This is a genomic window from Mycolicibacterium sp. ND9-15, assembly GCF_035918395.1.
GTDB lineage: Bacteria > Actinomycetota > Actinomycetes > Mycobacteriales > Mycobacteriaceae > Mycobacterium.
Map to the genome: position 1 here is coordinate 1,339,842 of NZ_CP142362.1, position 20,523 is coordinate 1,360,364.

Annotated in this window: 20 protein-coding genes; 8 read left to right on the forward strand and 12 right to left on the reverse strand. The window is 64.4% G+C overall.

Going from position 1 to position 20,523, the window contains the following annotated elements; all coding sequences use genetic code 11:
- The first annotated feature begins 449 nt into the window (after positions 1–449).
- Positions 450–1,094 (forward strand): N-6 DNA methylase, encoded by a 645-nt coding sequence (locus QGN32_RS06535; RefSeq protein ID WP_326547812.1) that lies wholly within the window; start codon positions 450–452, stop codon positions 1,092–1,094.
- A gap of 169 nt (positions 1,095–1,263) precedes the next feature.
- Here the strand turns inward: QGN32_RS06535 and QGN32_RS06540 are convergent.
- Positions 1,264–2,402 (reverse strand): IS3 family transposase gene (locus tag QGN32_RS06540; RefSeq protein WP_326547813.1). Its coding sequence is split into 2 segments (ribosomal slippage): positions 1,264–2,132 and positions 2,132–2,402, totalling 1,140 coding nucleotides; the frame shifts between segments, so codons are not numbered across the junction.
- A 66-nt stretch (positions 2,403–2,468) separates the two neighbouring features.
- Here QGN32_RS06540 and QGN32_RS06545 point away from each other — a divergent pair.
- Positions 2,469–3,995 (forward strand): Eco57I restriction-modification methylase domain-containing protein, encoded by a 1,527-nt coding sequence (locus tag QGN32_RS06545; RefSeq protein WP_326547814.1) that lies wholly within the window; start codon positions 2,469–2,471, stop codon positions 3,993–3,995.
- A complete protein-coding gene (locus QGN32_RS06550) occupies positions 3,988–6,384 on the forward strand; it encodes a DEAD/DEAH box helicase family protein (RefSeq protein ID WP_326547815.1) in 2,397 nt (798 codons plus the stop codon). The genes QGN32_RS06545 and QGN32_RS06550 overlap by 8 nt, the downstream gene beginning before the upstream one ends.
- Here the strand turns inward: QGN32_RS06550 and QGN32_RS06555 are convergent.
- A protein-coding gene (locus QGN32_RS06555; protein ID WP_326547813.1) for an IS3 family transposase occupies positions 6,346–7,484 on the reverse strand; the annotation gives its coding sequence in 2 pieces (ribosomal slippage) (positions 6,346–7,214 and positions 7,214–7,484; 1,140 coding nt in all). The two genes, QGN32_RS06550 and QGN32_RS06555, sit on opposite strands and share 39 nt — an antisense overlap.
- Here QGN32_RS06555 and QGN32_RS06560 point away from each other — a divergent pair.
- Positions 7,478–7,777 (forward strand): hypothetical protein, encoded by a 300-nt coding sequence (locus QGN32_RS06560; RefSeq protein WP_326547816.1) that lies wholly within the window; start codon positions 7,478–7,480, stop codon positions 7,775–7,777. The two genes, QGN32_RS06555 and QGN32_RS06560, sit on opposite strands and share 7 nt — an antisense overlap.
- A 33-nt stretch (positions 7,778–7,810) precedes the next feature.
- Entirely contained in the window at positions 7,811–8,620 is an 810-nt protein-coding gene (locus QGN32_RS06565) for a GIY-YIG nuclease family protein (RefSeq protein WP_326547817.1), read from the forward strand.
- 85 nt (positions 8,621–8,705) lie between these two features.
- Here QGN32_RS06565 and groL read toward each other — a convergent pair whose 3' ends face one another.
- From groL to QGN32_RS06615, 10 genes are all read right to left on the reverse strand, one after another.
- Positions 8,706–10,337: a chaperonin GroEL gene (groL, locus tag QGN32_RS06570; protein ID WP_326547818.1), complete on the reverse strand. Its 1,632-nt coding sequence runs from the start codon at positions 10,335–10,337 to the stop codon at positions 8,706–8,708.
- A 93-nt stretch (positions 10,338–10,430) separates the two neighbouring features.
- The gene (gene groES, locus QGN32_RS06575; protein WP_069416845.1) at positions 10,431–10,733 is read right to left on the reverse strand and encodes a co-chaperone GroES; all 303 of its coding nucleotides are present in this window, start codon (positions 10,731–10,733) and stop codon (positions 10,431–10,433) included.
- Positions 10,734–10,915: 182 nt separating this feature from the next.
- Positions 10,916–11,941: a tRNA (adenosine(37)-N6)-threonylcarbamoyltransferase complex transferase subunit TsaD gene (gene tsaD, locus QGN32_RS06580; protein ID WP_326547819.1), complete on the reverse strand. Its 1,026-nt coding sequence runs from the start codon at positions 11,939–11,941 to the stop codon at positions 10,916–10,918.
- A complete protein-coding gene (gene rimI, locus QGN32_RS06585) occupies positions 11,938–12,390 on the reverse strand; it encodes a ribosomal protein S18-alanine N-acetyltransferase (RefSeq protein WP_326547820.1) in 453 nt (150 codons plus the stop codon). Before rimI ends, tsaD begins: the two co-directional genes overlap by 4 nt.
- Entirely contained in the window at positions 12,387–13,025 is a 639-nt protein-coding gene (gene tsaB / locus QGN32_RS06590; protein WP_326547821.1) for a tRNA (adenosine(37)-N6)-threonylcarbamoyltransferase complex dimerization subunit type 1 TsaB, read from the reverse strand. Before tsaB ends, rimI begins: the two co-directional genes overlap by 4 nt.
- Positions 13,004–13,483 carry a tRNA (adenosine(37)-N6)-threonylcarbamoyltransferase complex ATPase subunit type 1 TsaE gene (gene tsaE, locus QGN32_RS06595; protein ID WP_326547822.1) on the reverse strand — a complete coding sequence of 160 codons (480 nt, stop codon included), beginning with the start codon at positions 13,481–13,483 and terminating at the stop codon, positions 13,004–13,006. Before tsaE ends, tsaB begins: the two co-directional genes overlap by 22 nt.
- Positions 13,476–14,597 carry an alpha/beta fold hydrolase gene (locus QGN32_RS06600; protein ID WP_326548966.1) on the reverse strand — a complete coding sequence of 374 codons (1,122 nt, stop codon included), beginning with the start codon at positions 14,595–14,597 and terminating at the stop codon, positions 13,476–13,478. The genes tsaE and QGN32_RS06600 overlap by 8 nt, the downstream gene beginning before the upstream one ends.
- A gap of 107 nt (positions 14,598–14,704) precedes the next feature.
- Complete coding sequence (gene alr, locus QGN32_RS06605) at positions 14,705–15,862, reverse strand: alanine racemase (protein ID WP_326547823.1); 1,158 nt, start codon at positions 15,860–15,862, stop codon at positions 14,705–14,707.
- Between the two features lie 72 nt (positions 15,863–15,934).
- Complete coding sequence (gene gad, locus QGN32_RS06610; protein WP_326547824.1) at positions 15,935–17,329, reverse strand: glutamate decarboxylase; 1,395 nt, start codon at positions 17,327–17,329, stop codon at positions 15,935–15,937.
- A gap of 14 nt (positions 17,330–17,343) precedes the next feature.
- Positions 17,344–18,765, reverse strand: a complete 1,422-nt coding sequence (locus QGN32_RS06615; RefSeq protein ID WP_326547825.1) for an NAD(P)H-hydrate dehydratase — start codon at positions 18,763–18,765, stop codon at positions 17,344–17,346.
- 140 nt (positions 18,766–18,905) lie between these two features.
- Here QGN32_RS06615 and nthB point away from each other — a divergent pair, with 140 nt between their 5' ends.
- The 3 genes from nthB to QGN32_RS06630 are packed head-to-tail and all read left to right on the forward strand — an operon-like array spanning position 18,906 to position 20,522.
- Positions 18,906–19,637 carry a nitrile hydratase subunit beta gene (gene nthB, locus QGN32_RS06620; protein ID WP_326547826.1) on the forward strand — a complete coding sequence of 244 codons (732 nt, stop codon included), beginning with the start codon at positions 18,906–18,908 and terminating at the stop codon, positions 19,635–19,637.
- Positions 19,634–20,221, forward strand: coding sequence for a nitrile hydratase subunit alpha (nthA, locus tag QGN32_RS06625; RefSeq protein ID WP_326547827.1), 588 nt, complete (start codon positions 19,634–19,636; stop codon positions 20,219–20,221). The genes nthB and nthA overlap by 4 nt, the downstream gene beginning before the upstream one ends.
- Positions 20,214–20,522: a nitrile hydratase accessory protein gene (locus QGN32_RS06630; RefSeq protein WP_326547828.1), complete on the forward strand. Its 309-nt coding sequence runs from the start codon at positions 20,214–20,216 to the stop codon at positions 20,520–20,522. The genes nthA and QGN32_RS06630 overlap by 8 nt, the downstream gene beginning before the upstream one ends.
- The last annotated feature ends 1 nt before the right edge of the window (position 20,523 follow it).

The window sequence follows — 20,523 nt, forward strand, 5'->3', positions numbered from 1 at the left end:
AACCCACCTCCATCGACTGCGCGTAACGCGGGACTTTCGAGTACGCGAATCGCCACCATCGCGGCGGCGGCCTTCGGCGCGGCTCGGCGTCTGGAGCCAGTACGGCACTCGCGCGGCACTGGGAGAGAGTTACGGCACGTGGTCGGGAAGACGGTCTAGTCGGGGACGACAGCCCAGAGAGCAGGCAGAGTGGCAGGCCGCTTCTGCCAGGCAGGTCCGCCCTGACCGGCGCAGACTAGGAGAGGCCTTCTGCGGTCCACATTGGCGGGCTGCACCCCAGGGGGTATCCCCCATACCCCGCCTCCTGACCGGTCGGTTATGCGGCCGAGCCATCGTGTACGGGTTTTTAAGCTCCCAAGCGGTCAGATCATGGGCGCCGGACGCCCGGCCCCGAGCAGCCCGCAACTGCATTGGCAACCGTGGGCCGCTCTCCGTCATAGGCTCATACCGTGGAGTTTGTGAAGTCGAGGGAACGGGTGGCCGACCATGGAGAGGTGTTCACGCCTCCAGCGTTGGTGGACGCAATGCTCGAACTGGTGCACTCAGAGTCTGAACGTATTGACGCGCGTTTCCTAGAACCCGCCTGCGGTTCCGGCAACTTCCTGATTCCGGTGCTGAAGCGAAAGCTTGCCACCGTGGATCGTCAGTACGGCAAGAGCGACTTCGAGAAGCGGCACCACGCCTTGCTCGCTCTCATGTCGATTTACGGCATCGAACTCCTGGAGGACAACGTCGCCGAGTGCCGCGAGAACCTGCTTGATGTGATCTCGAGCTACCTGGGCTTGGATTCCGCAGATCGGTGGTATGCCGCGGCGTTGAAGGTGCTCGACGCGAACATAGTTCACGGGGACGCGCTGTCTATGACGACCCGAGAACTCGAGCCGAAACCGATTACATTTCCCGAATGGTCGTACCTCGGGAGGGGTGCGTACCACCGCCGGGATTTCCGCTTCGACACCATGACTCAGATGTCAACTTTTGGGCAAGAAGACACGCTTTTTTCCGATCTGGGAAAGCACGAGATCTTTACACCGGCGAGGGATTATGGATCTCTGACAGTGAACGACATTGCTGGGGGGTGTCTAGCTCGTTGAGTGAGCCAGTGGCGTTCAGTCTCCGGAACCGCAATCCGGACGTCCTGAAGTGCATCGCCAATCTTTCGAACGATGAAGTTTTCACTCCGCCCGAACTCGCCAATCAGATGCTAGATCTGGTCGCTCAGACGTGGGCGCAATGAGGGGGACCCGTTTGGTGGTCCAGTCGTTATGCGACTTTCGGTTGATGGGTCGTGGCCCACTGTAGGGCAAACTCGGCCGGGGTGAGGTCGCCGTGGGCGGTGTGGGGCCGATTGGCGTTGTAGTCACGACGCCAGTCCTCGATGATCACCCTGGCTTCCAGTAGGGAGTCGAACCGCCACGAGTTGAGCAGTTCATCACGAAGCCGGCCGTTGAACGACTCGATGAAAGCGTTCTGCCACGGCGAGCCGGGATCGATGAAAAGCGAACCAGCACTGTTGAATCGGCACCAATCGCTCACGGCGTGCGCCACGAACTCGGGCCCGTTGTCGAAACGCACGTAGTGCGGTGCACCGTGTACCAGGGCGAGGCGGTCCAGCACGGCGACCACGCCGTCGGCGTCGATGCTGCGGTCGACTTCGATCGCCAGGGCCTCGCGGGTGAACTCGTCGATGACGTTGAGCATCTTGAGGGTGCGGCCATCGGCGGTGGTGTCGAACTGAAAGTCCATCGCCCAGATGACATTCGGACGGATAGGCGACATCGCGCCCACGGCCACGCCGATACCATTCAGCCGCTTCTTGCGGCGCCGCTGCGGCACCCGAAGCCCCTCCTCGCGCCACAGCCGGCGGATCCGCTTGTTGTTGACCTGCCAACCCGCGCGGCGGGCCATCTTGGCAGCGCGACGCCACCCCCAACGCGGCCGGTCGGTGGAGAACCGACGCAGCCACGCCCGCAGCTGGGCCTCCTCGGTGCTGATCGACGGCGGGGCCAGGCGCATCGTGGAGCGGTGCAGACCCACCACGGTGCACGCGCGGCGCTCAGAGACCCCGAACCGCTCACGCAGCATCGCTGCTGCGCGGCGCTTGCGGTTCGGGGTCAGAAGTTTCCCGCCGAAATCTCCCTGAGCATGTCGATGTCGAGGGCCTGGTTGGCGACCAGTTTCTTGAGCCGGGCGTTCTCGGCCTCGAGTTCCTTGAGCCGCTTGGCGTCGTTGGCCTTCATGCCGCCGTACTGGGCCACCCAGCGATGCCACGTCGATTCCGCGATCTCCAGATGCCGGCACACCTCGGCCAGCTCTTGGCCCGATGCGAGCAGCTTGTTGCCCTCGGCGAGCTTGCGGATGATCTGATCCGGGGTATGCCGCCGGCGCTTGTTCGATGCCATGTCGTCGTCGATTCTTCCTGCCCAAACACTCGGGCAACAGAGTCCCACAACGACTGGACCACTACAGTGGGCTCACCTCAGCAAGACCACGACGGCGCTGACATCTGGTCACAGAAATCTTTGAGATTTCTGGATCCTTTCACTAAGTCGGGTGTCTTCCTGAGAGAGATCGCCTCTCGGCTTATCGAAGGACTGAAGGACGAGATCCCCGACCTCCAAGAGCGTGTGGATCACATCCTCACGAAGCAGATCTTTGGTGTCGGGATCACTACACTGACAAGCCTTATCGCTCGAAGGAGCGTCTACTGTTCGAAACTGGCGAACGGGAAGCATTCCGTTGCTCCGTCTTTCACCACCCAGGCCGGCAACATTTGGTTTGAGCCTGTTGAGCACACATGGATTGGCGCGACCGAGTTTGTGGACACCGCAGATTCGAGCGGTAAGCCGATTCGCAGGGGCGTCAATGGCAAGTGCAAGTACTGCGGTGCAAGTCAAAAGACGCTTGACCGCGGCGAAGGCCTTGAAACGCACGCCTACGCCTTCATTCACAACGACAATCCCAAAGCTTTCGTGGCAGAGGTGTTCGGAGACGAGATGCAGTTCGACGTGGTAATCGGCAATCCTCCGTATCAGTTGGACGACGGTGGCTACGGAACCAGCGCCGCGCCGATCTATAACAAGTTCGTTGAGCGCGCCCTCGATCTGGCTCCGCGATACGCCGTCTTCATCACACCCTCCCGCTGGTTCGCGGGCGGTAAGGGTCTAGACAAGTTCCGGGAGCGACTACTTTCTGACAGACGCATGAGGAATCTCGTCGATTATCCCAAGCTTTACGACGGGTTTCCGGGAGTCAAGATCCGTGGAGGAGTGTCCTACTTCCTTTGGGATCGCGACTATGACGGCCCCTGCACGATTCAGACAATGTGGGATGGACAGCCAGTTGGCGAACCGGCTGCCAGATACCTAGACGACTATGACGTCCTTGTCCGCTGGAATGATGCCGTTTCCATTCTGGACAAGGTGCGAGCGAAGTCTGAGCCGACGCTTGATGAGCGCGTTTCAAGCCGCAAGCCATTTGGATTGCCTACCAACTTCCACGGTAAGCCGAATGAGAGCGCCCTAAAGGAGCCGGTGAAGCTCTACGGTTCCCAAAAGGTGACATGGGTAGAACGCCAACAGATCCAGATCAACCAGCCTTGGATCCACGATTGGAAAGTCCTCATGACGGCTGTCCAAGGCACAAGCGCAGCCGTCGAGACGAAGTTTCTCAGCAAGCCTATCGTGGCCGGGCCTGGCACGGCATGCACGGAAACGTATCTCGTTGCAGGGCGATTCCCGTCCGAGACAGAGGCTGATCGCTATGCGAGCTACCTTCGGACAAGATTTGTCCGATTCCTCGTCTCGTTGAGGAAGTCCACGCAGCACGCTACTCGCGACGTTTATGCATTCGTGCCTGATGTGCCGTACGACGAGGACTGGACAGATGAAAAGCTCTACAAGCGTTACGGGTTGACGACAGACGAGATTGAGTTCATCAAGTCGCAAGTGGCCGAGCACGACGATGCGAAGACTAGCGGAGTTAAGGGTGAGTAGATCGATCGAAGAACTACTGCCTGAAAAACCTGAGGCTCGCCTTCGGATCTACGCCTATTCGATCGATGATCAAGACCATGCGGGCCAACTGAAGATTGGGCAAACAACGCAGGACGTCAAGACCCGAGTAGCCCAACAGCTCAAGACCGCGGCGATTAAGAACTACACGATCCAGATCGATGAGTCCGCCGAACGAGACGATGGGTCCGTCTTTACCGATCATCAGGTCCGAACAAGATTGAAGCAGAAGGGCTTCGCCAATCCCCAACTGGAGTGGATGAAGTGTTCTGTCGCTGATGTACTCACTGTGCTTGTCGAACTTTCGAGCGGCCAAGAGCTGTCAGGCACGCATCACGAGACCTTCAAGATGCGCCCGGAACAAGCCGCCGCCGTCAACAAGACCCATGCCTACTTCCACTCGATCTGGAAAGAAGACATGCACGCGGTGCCGCGATTCTTGTGGAACGCGAAGATGCGCTTCGGCAAGACTTTTGCTACGTACCAGTTGGCGAAGAAGCTGGGCGCCAACAAGATACTGGTCGTCACCTTCAAGCCGGCAGTCGAGGATGCTTGGCAGAACGACCTTGATTCTCACGCAGACTTTCACGGATGGCAGTATCTGTCGAAGGCGAGTGGAAAAAATCCTACGTCTGCAAATCCGCGAAAGCCGATTGTGTACTTCGGGTCTTTCCAAGACTTACTGGGCAAGGACAAGTCGGGCAACATCAAGGCCAAAAACGCCTGGCTCCACGAGACCAACTGGGACCTCGTGGTATTCGATGAATACCACTTCGGAGCATGGCGAGACCGGGCCAAAGAGCTGTTCGAAGGGGAGGACGAATCTGAAGCTAAGAAAGAGGCGGCTGCCGAGTACAACCCGGAACTGGACGGTTTCAATGAAGAGTTAGACGACCTCGCTGGCCGCGAAGCGGATTTTCTTCCTATCACTACGAAGGCCTACCTCTACCTTTCGGGTACGCCATTCAAGGCTCTCGCAACCGGAGAGTTCATCGAAGAGCAGATCTTCAACTGGACCTACACCGACGAGCAACGGGCGAAGCGCCAGTGGGCCGAGGGGCATCCCCAGGCATGGAATCCCTACGGAGCATTGCCTGAAATGCGGCTCATGACGTATCAGATGCCCGACGAACTACTGGCGATCGCCATGCAAGGCGAGTTCGATGAGTTCGACCTGAACGAGTTCTTCACAGCGATCGGAGAGAACGAGTCGGCGCAGTTTAAGTACAAGAGCGAAGTTCAGAAGTGGCTTGACATCATCCGAGGCGCCTACACGGCGACTCAAGTGGACAACCTCAAACTTGGCGCGAAGAAGCCCCCGTTTCCGTACTCCGATGTGCGCCTACTGCCTTACCTCAACCACTCATTCTGGTTCCTTCCTTCTGTCGCCTCTTGTTACGCGATGGCGAACCTGTTGGCTGAGAAGCACAACACCTTCTTTCACGACTACAGAGTTCTTACCGTCGCAGGAAGTAGTGCAGGAGTTGGTCTCGCGGCGTTGCCCCCAGTGAGGGAAGCAATAGCCAATGGGCATGACACTAAGACGATCACGTTGTCTTGCGGCAAGCTGACAACCGGGGTCACGGTGCCCCAATGGTCCTCGATGCTCATGCTTAGGAATCTAAACTCACCAGAGACCTACTTCCAGGCCGCATTCCGCGTTCAGTCGCCTTGGTCGATCAGAAATCCAAACGGCAACGACCCGAACGAGGAAGAGGTCCTAAAGCCGGTGTGCTTTGTGTTCGACTTCGCGCCTACACGCGCGCTTCGGCAGATTGCGGATTACGGCGCGGGTCTTGCTCCGGAAGCAACCAATCCCGAAGAGGCTGTCAAGGAGTTGGTCAGCTTCCTTCCGGTTTTAGCTTACGACGGCTCACACATGGCGCAGGTAGATGCCGGAGCGATACTTGACGTCGCCATGGCTGGTACCTCCGCGACTCTCCTAGCGCGCAAGTGGGAGTCCGCGTTACTCGTCAACGTGGACAACGACACCCTCCGGAAGATTCTTGCCAATCCCCAAGCCATAGAAGCGGTTATGAAGATCGAGGGTTTCCGGGCGCTCGGTAGCGATGTGTTTGAGACGGTCATCAACAAGAGTGAGAAGGTCAAGGAAACCAAGAAGAGTAAGGGTGACGACATAACACCGGCAGAGAAGAAAGAGCTTTCTGCCGAGGAGAAGGAGTACAAGTCGAAGCGAAAGCAAATCCAGGAGAAGTTGATCAAGTTCGCTACCCGTATTCCTGCGTTCATGTATTTGACGGACTTCCGCGAGAACACGCTGAAGGACGTCATCACGAAGCTGGTGAGGGGGACCCGTTTGGTGGTCCAGTCGTTATGCGACTTTCGGTTGATGGGTCGTGGCCCACTGTAGGGCAAACTCGGCCGGGGTGAGGTCGCCGTGGGCGGTGTGGGGCCGATTGGCGTTGTAGTCACGACGCCAGTCCTCGATGATCACCCTGGCTTCCAGTAGGGAGTCGAACCGCCACGAGTTGAGCAGTTCATCACGAAGCCGGCCGTTGAACGACTCGATGAAAGCGTTCTGCCACGGCGAGCCGGGATCGATGAAAAGCGAACCAGCACTGTTGAATCGGCACCAATCGCTCACGGCGTGCGCCACGAACTCGGGCCCGTTGTCGAAACGCACGTAGTGCGGTGCACCGTGTACCAGGGCGAGGCGGTCCAGCACGGCGACCACGCCGTCGGCGTCGATGCTGCGGTCGACTTCGATCGCCAGGGCCTCGCGGGTGAACTCGTCGATGACGTTGAGCATCTTGAGGGTGCGGCCATCGGCGGTGGTGTCGAACTGAAAGTCCATCGCCCAGATGACATTCGGACGGATAGGCGACATCGCGCCCACGGCCACGCCGATACCATTCAGCCGCTTCTTGCGGCGCCGCTGCGGCACCCGAAGCCCCTCCTCGCGCCACAGCCGGCGGATCCGCTTGTTGTTGACCTGCCAACCCGCGCGGCGGGCCATCTTGGCAGCGCGACGCCACCCCCAACGCGGCCGGTCGGTGGAGAACCGACGCAGCCACGCCCGCAGCTGGGCCTCCTCGGTGCTGATCGACGGCGGGGCCAGGCGCATCGTGGAGCGGTGCAGACCCACCACGGTGCACGCGCGGCGCTCAGAGACCCCGAACCGCTCACGCAGCATCGCTGCTGCGCGGCGCTTGCGGTTCGGGGTCAGAAGTTTCCCGCCGAAATCTCCCTGAGCATGTCGATGTCGAGGGCCTGGTTGGCGACCAGTTTCTTGAGCCGGGCGTTCTCGGCCTCGAGTTCCTTGAGCCGCTTGGCGTCGTTGGCCTTCATGCCGCCGTACTGGGCCACCCAGCGATGCCACGTCGATTCCGCGATCTCCAGATGCCGGCACACCTCGGCCAGCTCTTGGCCCGATGCGAGCAGCTTGTTGCCCTCGGCGAGCTTGCGGATGATCTGATCCGGGGTATGCCGCCGGCGCTTGTTCGATGCCATGTCGTCGTCGATTCTTCCTGCCCAAACACTCGGGCAACAGAGTCCCACAACGACTGGACCACTACAGTGGGCTCACCTCACTGGAGCCGCAACTGTTCAAAGCGGTTACGGGTCTGACGGTTGATGACTTCAACCTCCTGGTGTCCTTAAATGTCTTCAACAGCGCACACATGAATCAGGCGGTCTTTGCGTTCCGCCGCTACGAAGACGCATCGCTGTCCTACACCGGCATCGACAGCCATGAGGGTCTGAGCCACTACGGCCTCTATGACACGGTGGTCGCGCGGGAATGATTATCGGCAGCAGGAAATCCCCTTGGGGCAACTTTGCATGAGGCAAGCGATGCGCGAGCAAGTGACTTAGGCCCCATTGAGCCGACTCCCGAAGTCACTGCAGAGATCCTGCACCACCTTGAACATCGCGATGCAACTCGGCTTTGGCCAGTCTATGAAGGTCTCCAGAAAGGACTTTCAGCCGAGCAAATCGCCACGGAACTTGAGGTCTCGACTTTCACCTTCGTCTGGAACTACTCGCAGACGCTCAACGCCCTCACAAACGGCAAGCTGCCATCCTCGCCTTCTATGGCGCTCGCCAGCGCCAGGACCTTCCGCCGCCTCCTTCGCGAGGGTGACTGGTCAGAAGAAACCCGCAAGTATCTGCAGCACAACATGAACGAGTTGCAGACCGTTGCCGATAATGAAGCAGCTCGGAAAGTTGAGGACGAGCAAGCCCAGATCAAGACCGAACTGGCAGAGGCCAAGAACGTCCCGGGCATCTACGTCTATGCGCTACCCCACTACCTGAGATACCGGTTCGATGCGAGCGGCCGAACCCTGATGAAAGTCGGACATAGCGAGAGCGACCCGATCAGGCGGTTCAGGAATCAAGTGCGGACTACAGCACTCCCAGAAGAGCCGATCCTGCTGAGGATTTATCGCGTCCCAGAAGGCCGCTCGTCAGCGGGAGTGGAAGGCCAGTTCCACCGACTGCTGGAGGCTGCAGATCATTACCGCAGCGTGGCCAGGACAGCAGGCCGCGAGTGGTTCGTCACGAGCACTCGCTTCCTCGATGAGGTCGCAAAGATGCTCGATCTAGAAATCGAGGTAGTTGCATCCTCGGAAGTGGACGACGAATAGGCGCTCGCCCAGGTGAGACACTTCCGCAACAGACGGAACGCCCTCGGCCTGAATAGCCGAGGGCATCCCTGAGGTGCTGTTTTACCTAGTGAGCGTGACCGTGGTGGTGGCCGTGGCCATGACCGTGGTCATCCTCCTCTTGGCTTACTTTCTCGACAACTGCCGTCTCGGTCGTCAGCACCATGCGGGCCACCGATGCCGCGTTCAGGATCGCCAACCGCGTCACCTTGACCGGGTCGACGACACCCTCGGCCGCCAGATCGCCGTACGTCAGCGTGGCCGCGTTGAAGCCCTGTCCAGCAGGTAGTTCGGCGACCTTGTTCACTACGACAGCGCCGTCCTGACCCGCGTTGGCGGCGATCCAGTACAGCGGCGAAGCGAGCGCGGAGTCGAACACCTCGACGCCGAGGCGCTCGTCACCGGTCAGGCTGTCGCGCAGCTTGTCCAGCGCGCCACGCGCGTGGACCAGGGCCGCACCACCACCGGCGATGATGCCCTCCTCGACGGCCGCCTTGGCCGCCGCTACGGCGTCCTCGACGGCTTCCTTGCGCTTCTTCAGGTCGGTCTCGGTGGCCGCGCCGACCTGAATGACCGCGACGCCGCCGGCCAGCTTGGCCAACCGCTCCTCGAGCTTCTCGCGATCCCAGTCGGAATCGGACGCCTCGATCTCGGCCCGCAGCTGCGCCGTTCGCGCCTCGATCGCCTCCTTGGTGCCGCCGCCGTCGACGATCGTGGTGCTGTCCTTGTCCACCACCACACGCCGCGCCGCGCCGAGCACATCGAGTCCGACCTCGCGCAGGACCAGTCCGACGTCCGGGTTGACGACCTGAGCGCCGGTGACGACGGCGAGGTCCTCGAGGAATGCCTTTCGACGGTCCCCGAAGAACGGTGCCTTGACCGCGACGGCCTTCAGCGTCTTGCGGATAGCGTTGACCACGAGCGTCGAGAGCGGTTCACCCTCAACATCCTCGGCGACGATCAACAGCGGCTTACCGGCCTCGGCGACCTTCTCCAGAAGCGGAAGCAGGTCGGGCAGCGAGCTGATCTTCTCGCGGTGCAGCAGGACCAGCGCGTCTTCGAGCACCGCCTCCTGCGAGTCGAAGTCGGTGATGAAGTACGCCGAGATGTAACCCTTGTCGAAGCCGACACCGTCGGTGATCTCCAAGGCAGTCTCCAGCGTCGACGACTCCTCGACGGACACGACGCCGTCGGTGCCGACCTTGGTCATCGCCTCGCCGACCAACTCCCCGACCTTCTCGTCACGAGACGAGACCGTCGCGACCTGGGCGATGCCGTTCTTGTCCGACACTGGTGTGGCCGAGGCCAACAGCGCCTCCGACACCGCATCGGCGGCCTTCGCGATGCCCGCACCCAGCGCGATCGGGTTGGCGCCGGCGGCGACGTTGCGCAGGCCGCCCTTGACCAGCGCCTGTGCCAGCACGGTCGCGGTGGTGGTGCCGTCGCCGGTGACGTCGTTGGTCTTGGTGGCGACCGACTTCAGCAGCTGCGCACCCAGGTTCTCGAACGGGTCTTCCAGGTCGATCTCGCGGGCGATGGTGACGCCGTCGTTGGTGACGGTCGGTCCGCCCCACGACTTGGCCAGCACCACGTTGCGGCCACGCGGGCCCAGGGTCACCCGCACCGCGTCGGCCAGCTTGTCCACACCGGCTTCCATTGCGCGGCGCGCAGTTTCGTTGAACTCAATCTGCTTGCTCATAGGTGTCTTTCTCGGGATGCAATTCGCTATAGACGCATGCCGCCCCGGAAATCACCCGCGTAGACGGGGATTCCCGGGGCGGAACACGGGTGCTTACTTGTTGACGACGGCCAGCACGTCGCGGGCCGACAGGATCAGGTACTCCTCGCCGTTGTACTTGATCTCGGTGCCGCCGTACTTGCTGTAGATGACGGTGTCGCCCTCGGCAACGTCCAGGGGGATGCGCTTCTCGCCCTCGTCGTCCCAGCGGCCGGGGCCAACTGCGACGACGGTGCCTTCCTGCGGCTTTTCCTTGGCGGTGTCGGGGATGACCAGACCGGAAGCGGTCGTGGTCTCGGCCTCGTTGGCCTGAACGAGGATCTTGTCCTCGAGTGGCTTGATGTTCACGCTCGCCACGATGGAGCCCTCCACTAGTTCGGGTAGTCGATCCGGGTTTCCGGATCTTTCAGTTATCAGGTGTTCGGCATGCGTCCGTGCCCACGCACCGTCGTCGCGGGTGCCGGCGCAGGGATTGGTCGCGTGCCACCTAGCACTCTATACACGAGAGTGCTAGCACTCAAGGTCGGGCTGCGACAAGATCATGCGACTTGGCCCTGCACCACCGGCAACCCCGGATCGCTTGCCACGTCCAGGGGCGACGGCGGCGCGCCCGCCGCAATCAGGTGCGCGGCGAACGACGCGATCATCGCCCCGTTGTCGGTGCACAGCCGGGGCCGCGGAATCCGCAGGGTCAGCCCGTTGGCGGCGCACCGCTCCTGGGCCAACTCACGCAGCCGCGAATTCGCCGCCACCCCGCCGGCAATCAGCAGCGTCGACACGTTCAGGCTCTTGGCCGCGCGCACCGCCTTGCGCGTCAGCACGTCGGCCACCGCCTCCTGGAATCCGGCCGCCACGTCCGCCGTCGACGCCTCGGGATGACTCTCTACGTAGCGCGCCACCGCGGTCTTCAGGCCGGAGAAGCTGAACGCGAACGGATCATCGCGGGGGCCGGTCATCCCGCGGGGGAACACGATCACGTCAGGGTCGCCCTCGCGGGCCAGGTCGTCGAGCACCCTGCCGCCGGGATAGCCCAAGCCCAGTAGCCGCGCCACTTTGTCGTAAGCCTCGCCCGCGGCGTCGTCGACGGTGCTGCCGAGCTCGATGATCGGCTCGCCCAGCGACCGGACGTGCAGCAGATGGGTGTGCCCGCCCGACACCAGCAGCCCGATGCACTCCGGCAGCGGGCCGTGGTCGTACACGTCGGCGGCCAGGTGCCCGCCGAGGTGGTTGACGGCGTAGAACGGCACTCCCCACGCCGCCGAATACGCTTTCGCCGCAGCCACTCCCACCAACAACGCGCCCGCCAGGCCGGGACCGATCGTCGCCGCGATGATATCCGGTTTGTCCACACCGGCCGCGAGCAGCGCGCGGCGCATCGTAGGGCCCAACGCCTCCAGGTGCGCCCGTGACGCGATCTCCGGCACCACCCCGCCGAACCGAACATGTTCGTCGACGCTGGAGGCCACCTCGTCGGCGAGCAACGTCACCGACCCGTCGGCACCCAATTCGGCGATGCCGACGCCGGTTTCGTCGCAGGAGCTCTCGATGGCCAGGATGATCGTCATGTCGGGTCTCGCCGCATCGTATAGGCGTCGGCACCGCTGGCCCGGTAGTAGCGCTTGCGCAGCCCGACATTGACGAAGCCGAAGCTCTCGTAGAGCTTGATCGCCGGTTCGTTGTCGGTGCGAACCTCGAGGAACACGGTGGCGCCCGAAGCGCGGTCCAGCAGCTCGGCCACCATGCGTTTGCCGATACCCTGCCCCTGGTAGGCCGGATCCACCCCGACCGTGTGAATCTCATACTCGTACGGTGTTTTTCGGCCCAGCCGGGCGATACCGGCATAACCGACGAGCTTGTCCGCATCGCGTGCCGCGACATAACGGATGTGCTTGGCGGCGAGTTCGGCGAGGAACGCCCGCTCGGGCCACGGATCATCACCGTCGAACAGTTGGGCCTCCAACTCGGCGCACCTGGCCGCGTCGGAGCGCTTCAACGGCCCGTACTCGATGCTCACCGGCTCACAACCGACGGTTTGGCATCGGGGCGGCGCAGATACAGCGGCACCAGCGGAGCCGGTTCAGACGTCCAGTCAGCGACCGCATGCACCAGCCCCGAAGCGGTCGGATAGACCGGTGCCTGCCGCGGCAGGTCGAACAGCGCCGTGTGCTCAGGAGACCCGGCGACCGCTGCAGCGCCCGCGGGCACGTCCGCGGGTGCGCAGACGGCGGGTCCGTCGACGCGCACCCCGTCGCGATAGCGCGCCCAGTACACCTCCCGACGGCGCGCGTCGGTCACCACGAGTGCCTCTCCAACGGTTTCGATGCCGATCGCGTCCAGGCTGCAGACGCCGTGGACCGGCACGCCGAGGGCATGGCCGTACGCGGCAGCGGTCGCCATACCGACGCGCAGACCGGTGAACGGCCCGGGCCCACAGCCGACGACGACCGCGTCCAGGTCGTCGACGCTGAGCCCGGCATCGGCCAGCGCCCCGACCGTGTTCGGCGTGAGCTGCTCGGCATGCGCCCGTGCGTCGACCGTGACCCGCTCGGCCAACACCTCGAGTCCGTCCACGCGCACGATGCCTGCGGTGACGGCCGGTGTGGCCGTGTCGATGGCGAGAACGAGCGTCACGGCGTGCTCCAGTTCCATACGGCCGTGCGCACTTCGCTGTCGGACAACCGTTCCAGCCGGACGTCGAGGTGGCTGTCGGAGAGCCGTTCGGCGAGGCCCTCACCCCATTCCACGACGACGACCGCGTCATCGAGATCGGTGTCGAGATCCAGCGAATCCAGTTCGGCGAGCAGATCGGCGCCGACGTGATCGAGCAGCCGGTACATGTCGACGTGCACCATGGCCGGGGTACCGACTCGCCGTGCCCGGTGCACGCGGGCCAGCACGAACGTCGGCGAGGTGACCGGACCCTGGACGTCCATCGCCCGCGCTATTCCCTTGGCCAACACGGTCTTTCCAGCGCCAAGCGGACCGGACAGCACCACGACGTCGCCCGCGCGCAACTGCTCACCGAGCTCAGCACCTAACGCGATGGTGTCCTCGGCGGTGGGCAGCTCGGCGGTGCCGCTGCGGGCGTGCACCGGGACATCAGCCATTGGACCGCTTGACCTTGCCCTGCAGTCGACGGGTCATCGCGACGAGCTTGGACGGCATCGCCCGTTCCACCAGGCGCACCAGTGCATCGTTGATCACCTCGGGTTCTTCCAACTGCACCAGGTGGCCGGCGCCGGGGACGATCAGCAGCTCGGACTTGGGCAGGGCCGCGGCCATCTGCTGAGAATGCACGACCGGGGTGAGCAGATCGCGGTCGCCGCACGCAACCAGCGTCGGGATCTTGGCGAGCACCGGCAACGCCGCCGATTCGTCGTGCACCTCCAACGCGTGCAGGAACTCGACCAGCGTCGCGATCGGGGTGTCGTGAATCATCCTCTCGGAGAACGAGACGACACTTGGGCTTACCTTCTCGTCGCCGTAGGACGCGGCGCGAAGGATCGGCTTGATGCCCGCCCAGCCGGCAGCGCGGGTGCGGTGCACCAGCTTCGGCATGTACCGGGCGGTGAACCGGACCGCTTCCAGCGCCGGGTTTTGCAGGATCTCACCGATCGGAGACCTGGGCAGACCTTCGGCGGCCGAGGAGATCAGCGCGGCGCCGACGACACAGGGGCCGTAATGTTCCGAGAACTGCCGGGCCTGCGACAGTACGGTCATGCCGCCCATCGAATGCCCGACCAGCACCACCGGGCCGCTCGGCACCATCACCTGCAGAATCGTCTCCAGATCGCGGCCTAGCTGGGTCACGTTGTAGGTCTCGATCGGCGCTTCCCCGGACTGGCCGTGGCCGCGCTGGTCGTAGAACACCATGCGCACCTGCGAGCCCCATTCGGCTTCCAACCGCGCGCGCTGGAAGTGAAACGACCCCATCCGCATGCACCAGCCGTGAGCGAACACCACGGTCAGCGGCGCGGTTACCGGTCCCACCTCGCGCACGACCAACGGCACCCCGTCGACAGTCATCACCACCGAGCCGCGGTCGGCGTTGAGCAGCTCGAAATCCTCACCGGTATAGGCGTCTTCGATGTAGTTGCGGTAACGCAGCGAGCGGGCGGCCGAGACACCGGCCGCCGTGCCGACCGCTGTCAGACCGGCCACCCCCGCCATCAACCCGGCGTTCTTGGCCTTCCGGCCCGCCGAGTCGGCGTCGGCGGCCATGGTGTTCTCGGCCAACTGCGCGGCGTTCTTGGTGCTACGGCGTGCCAGTTGCTTGACCGGATTGCGACGGACCCGCCGTTTGCGTTGCGCATCGTCGGGAGTATCGGTCACCGTGCACCCGCCTTTCGATAACTGCGCACCACCCGACCACGCGGGCTGGTGACGACCTCGTAGTGAATCGTGTCGAGCAGGTCGGCCCAATGCTGGGCGGTCGGCTCGCCTGAGGCACCCGGACCGAACAGCACTGCCTCGTCGCCCTCGCGGACGTCGGATGCCGCCGCGCCGAGGTTGACGACGAACTGATCCATGCAGATCCGACCCACGCCGGGACGTAGCCGTCCGTTGATCAACACCTCCAGGCGCCCACTCAACGCGCGGACGACCCCGTCGGCGTAGCCGATCGGCAACAGTGCGACCGTCGTGTCCTGGTCGGCGACCCAGGTGTGCCCATACGAAACCCCTTCGCCTGCGCGTACCGATTTCACCAGCGCGACTTGGCATTTCAGCGTCATGGCGGGAACCAGGCCCATGTCGCCACGCTGCGGCACCGGGTTCAGCCCGTACACGGCGACACCCGGCCGCACCATGTCGAACGCCAGGTCGTGCCGGGTCAGCACGGCCGGCGAGTTGGCCAGGTGGGCGATCTCGGGTTGCAGCCCCAGTTCGCGGGCCTGCGCGACCATCGCCATCAGGCGGTGCGCCTGCAGGTCGTTGATCGGGTTGTCGGGGTCGTCGGCAGACACCAGATGGCTCATGATGCCGCGCAGCCGGATCGCTTGTTCGGCGTGTGCGCGGCGCACTGCCTCCAGCACCTGCGGGTAGGCCGCCACGCCGACGCCATTGCGGTTGAGCCCGGTGTCGACCTTCAGGGTGAGGGTCGCGGGAAGCCCGGTCCGCCGGGTGGCATCGAGGACTTCGGTCAGCTGTCGCAGCGAGGACACCGCGAACTGCACATCGGCCTGCAATGCGGGGGCGAAGTCGGTGCCGGGCGCGTGCAACCAGGACAGCACCGGCGCGGTGATGCCTGCCCGGCGCAGCGCCATAGCCTCGTCGACGGTGGCAACACCCAGTTCGGTGGCGCCCGCGGCCAGCGCGGTATGCGCGGCCGGGACGGCGCCGTGGCCGTAGCCGTCCGCCTTGACGACCGCCATCACCTGTGCCGAACCCGCGTGTTCCCGCAGCACCCGCACGTTGTGCGCGATCGCGTCGAGGTCGACCACCGCCTCAGCGATGGGAGTCGATCTCGTCAGCTCGGTCGTCTCCATGTCATGTCACCGCCGTCGATTGTCCCAGAACGGGCGGCGGTGACGCGCATCACACCGCACGGTCAACGCTGGTCAGTGTGCGAAGGGCTGCTCTGTGTTGAAGTGGCCTTGCGGCTTGAGTTCGTCGAGGTGGGTCAGCACCGTCGCCATGTCGTCGTACAGCGCCCGCGCCAGGTCCGCCGAGAAACCCTCCCGCACCACGATGCGCAACACCGTGACGTCGGTGGCGCCCTCCGGCATCGTGTAGGCGGGCACCTGCCAGCCATAGGCCCGCAGCGCCTGCGACACGTCGAACTCCGTGTAGCCGAAGTCGCCCGCGAGCTTGAAGCTGAGCACCGGTATCGCCGATCCGTCGGCGACCACCTCGAAGTGCTTGCTGTCGCGAAGTTGGTCGCCGAGCCACCGCGCGGTCTGCGAAAGACTCTGCATCACTTGCGAATACCCACCGCGGCCGAGCCGCAAGAAGTTGTAGTACTGTCCCACCACCTGGTTTCCGGGCCTCGAGAAATTCAGCGTGAAGGTCGGCATGTCACCGCCCAGATAGTTGACGTGGAAGACCAGGCCCTCGGGAAGGTGCTCCCCGCTGCGCCACACCACAAACCCGATCCCGGGATAGGTCAGGCCGTACTTGTGGCCGCTGACATTGATGGACACCACGCGCGGCAGCCGGAAGTCCCACTCGAGGTCGGGATGCAGAAACGGCACCACGAAGCCGCCGCTGGCCGCGTCGACGTGGACCGGGATGTCCAGTCCCCCGCCGGATGCGAGATCGTCGAGCGCGGCGCAGATCTCGCCGATCGGTTCGAGCTCACCGGTGTAGGTGGTCCCGAGGATCGCCACCACACCGATGGTGTTTTCGTCGATGTTCTCGAGCACCTGCTCGGGCGTGATGACGTAGCGGTCTTCCGCCATCGGCAGATATCGCGGCTCGACGTCGAAGTAGCGGCAGAACTTCTCCCAGACGACCTGAACGTTGGAACCCATCACCAGGTTCGGCGTGCGGCCCTTCCAGGCTTCATTCTTTCCGCGGCCGACGCGGTCACGCCACCGCCACTTCATCGCGAGCCCGGCCAACATCACCGCCTCGCTGGAACCGATCGTGGACACCCCGACCGCGCTCGACGGGTCGTCGTCGCGCAGCCCCTCGGCGTGGAACAGGTCGGCCACCATGCATACGCACCGCTGCTCGATCGCTGCTGTCGCCGGGTACTCGTCCTTGTCGATCATGTTCTTGTCGAAGGTCTCGGCCATCAGTTTCTCGGCCTGCGGATCCATCCACGTCGTGACGAACGTCGCGAGGTTCAGCCGGGAACTGCCATCGAGCATCAGCTCGTCGTGGATGAAGCGGTACGCGGCATCGGGATCCATCGCGTCGTCGGGCAGCCGCAGCGACGGCACCGGCGCCATCGCCAGCCGTCCGGTGTAGGCGGGGGCAACCTGCGGCGCGTGACTGCGCGTGGGCGACATGACATTCCTTTCGGTCACAGACTTGCGATTGCGGCACGGATGTGCGCGAGGATGCGCGACGCGGAGGTCGGCGCGGATCGGGGGCCGGGATCGGCCGCGGACAGGTTTGCCGCGCGGGCATGCACGAAGGCCGCCGCGGCCGCAGCTTCACCGGCGGGCAGGCCGGCGGCCAGCAGGGCCCCGATGATGCCGGACAGCACGTCACCGGACCCCGCTGTGGCGGCCCATGATTGGTGCGCCGGACTGAGATAGACCGGTCCGGCCGGCTCGGCGATGACGGTGACGTTGCCCTTCAACAACACCGTGACGCCGAGGACGTCTGCGAGCTTGCGGGTGGCGCCGACGCGGTCGTCACCGGGCGGTGCGCCGGCCAACCGCGCGAACTCCCCGGCGTGCGGTGTGAGGACCGTCGGCGCGGCGCGATTGGCAGCCAGGTCGGGATGCGCGGCGAGGATGGTCAACGCATCGGCGTCGACGATCACCGGCAGGTCGCTCTCCAACGCGAACCACAACGCGGCCGCACCGCTGTCATCGGTTCCGATACCCGGGCCGACGGCCCACGCCTGCACCCGTCCCGATGCGCTCGCGTTCGGTGCGGCGATCACCTCCGGCCACTGCGAAAGAACCTGCTGTTCAGCAGATCCCGCGTACCGCACCATGCCTGAGGTCGCCGCCACCGCCGCCCCGGTGCACAGCACGGCGGCGCCGGGGTAGGTGGCGGAGCCCGCGAGGACGCCGGTGACACCCTGGGTGTACTTGTCGTCCTTCGGCCCGGGCGCCGGCCAACGGGCTGCGACATCCGCCGCCTCGAACTCGCGCACATCGGTCGGCGACAGATCGAGCCCGATGTCCACCAGCTCGATGCGACCGCAGACACCCAGGGCGTGAACGGGTTTCAAACCGCCGAAGGTGACCGTCAGCGCTGCGTGCACATATGGGCCATCGGTAGAGCCGGTGTGCACGTCGATGCCGCTGGGGATGTCGACCGCCACTACGGGAACAGCGGCCGCGTCGACGGCGGCGAAGATCTCGGCGGCGTTCGGCCGAAGTGGCCCGGAGCCCGAGATTCCGACGACGCCATCGATCACGAGATCGGTTGCCATTGGGACGCTTTCGACGACCCTGCCACCCGACTGGGTGAATGCGGCCAACGCCTTCTGGTGGGTGTGATCCGGGTTGAGCAGCACCGCCGTCGCCGCCGCGCCGCGACGGCGCAGGAACGTCGCCGCCCACAGCGCGTCGCCGCCGTTGTCGCCTGAGCCCACCACCGCACAGACCCACCGGCCCGACACGCCGCCGGTCAGCAGGACCAGCTCGCGGGCGATCACGGTGGCCAGGCCGTAAGCCGCACGGCGCATCAGCGCACCGTCGGGTAGCGAAGCGAGCAGCGGAGCCTCGGCGGCGCGGATGGTGTCAGCCGAGTAGTAGTACCGCATCACAACCAGGATTCCATGTTCGGCGGCTTTGTGCGCCCATGACAGCGAAAGGCATTGCCCATCCATTCGGTTCTCGCGCCCCGAGCCCGGTCTGCGTTTATGCTCAACCGCGCCCGGCACGGCTGGGCTACGCTGCTGTTATGGCGGCCCTGCACGATATGGGTGGTCGAACAGAATTCTTCGGCCCGATCGTCCGTGAGCCCGATGAGCCGGTCTTCCATGAACGGTGGGAAGGCCGGGTCTTCGGAATCTCGTGGTTCGTGCTCCTGCTGTTCGGCCGCAATATCGACGCTTTCCGCTTCGCGCTGGAGCGGTTGCCGCGCGAGACGTACCTGTCGAGCTATTACCGGCGCTGGCTCGGAGGCTTCGAGGCAATGCTCGTCGAGGCCGGCTATCTCGGCCCGGCCGAGGTGGACGCGCGGATCGAGGGCAGGCCCGCGAAACCCGGTGCACGATGCGCGTCGGCCGCCCGCCGAGAGATCACTTCGCGGGCCTTGACTGCGCTGTTGCGGCCTCGACTGCCACGCTGGTTGGCCGCGTACGTGCTGCCGAGGGTGCTGGGCAGCGCACGACCCGCATTCGGGCGTCCCCGCTTTCGGGCCGGCGACCAGGTCCAGGTACGCGATCACCGGGCGTCCGGCCATACCCGCCAACCGGGGTACGTCACCGGCAAGCCGGGCGTCGTCGTCGGCGAGCACGGCTCCGCGCTGCTTCCGGACGCCCATGCCGTGCACCGGCGCAGCCGACCGCAACACCTTTACACGGTCGCCTTCGACGCCACCGACCTGTGGGGCGACGCCGCCGAACCGGATACCGAGATGCGGGTCGACCTCTTCGAGTGCTATCTGAAACCGCGTCCGGAGGCGTCGTGACCGAAGTGGCGGCGGCTCGAGCGCAGGCCCTGGAGGACCTGCTGGTTGAGAAGGGCATCGTCGACCGAAGGGTGGTCGACGACGTCATCGAGCACTATCAGACCAACGTGGGCCCGCTCAACGGTGCGAAGGTCGTCGCCAGGGCGTGGAGCGACCAGGCCTACCGGCACCGGTTGCTCGCCGACGGAACCAAGGCTGTCGCCGAGTTCGGGTTCGGCGGCCCGGAGGGGCACCGGATCGTCGCCGTAGAGAACACGCCCGAGGTCCACAACGTGGTGGTCTGCACGCTGTGTTCGTGTTACCCGTGGCCTGTGCTCGGCCTGCCGCCGCGCTGGTACAAAGCGCCGCAGTACCGCGCGCGTGTGGTCGCCCAACCGCGCGCCGTGCTGGCCGAGATGGGGCTGGTGCTGCCGGACGGCGTACGGATCCGGGTGTGGGACAGCTCCGCGGAGGCTCGCTATCTTGTCGTACCCCAGCGTCCGCCCGGCACCGACGGCCTGGACGAGGCTGCGTTGGCCGGCCTCGTGACACGCGACGCGATGATCGGGGTGGCGCAGGCATCGTCGCCGCAGGCCGATGCCTGACATCGACGCAGACCTGGCCGGCCCGCTGTCCCTACCGCGCGACAACGGGGACATCGTTTTCGAATCTCCTTGGGAGCAGCGGATATTCGGCCTCACTGTGGCGCTGTGTCGGTCCGAGACATGCGAGTGGGAGAGCTTTCGCCGCCACCTCATTCGCCGCATCGCCGACGACGGGGCTCGACCGTACTGGCAGAGCTGGGCGGACGCTCTCGAGGACACGCTGACCGACCGGTCGATCGTCACGCCGACGGAACTGGACGACCGCCAGGACGAGGTGCTGCAGCGTCCGCAGGGCCACTGAC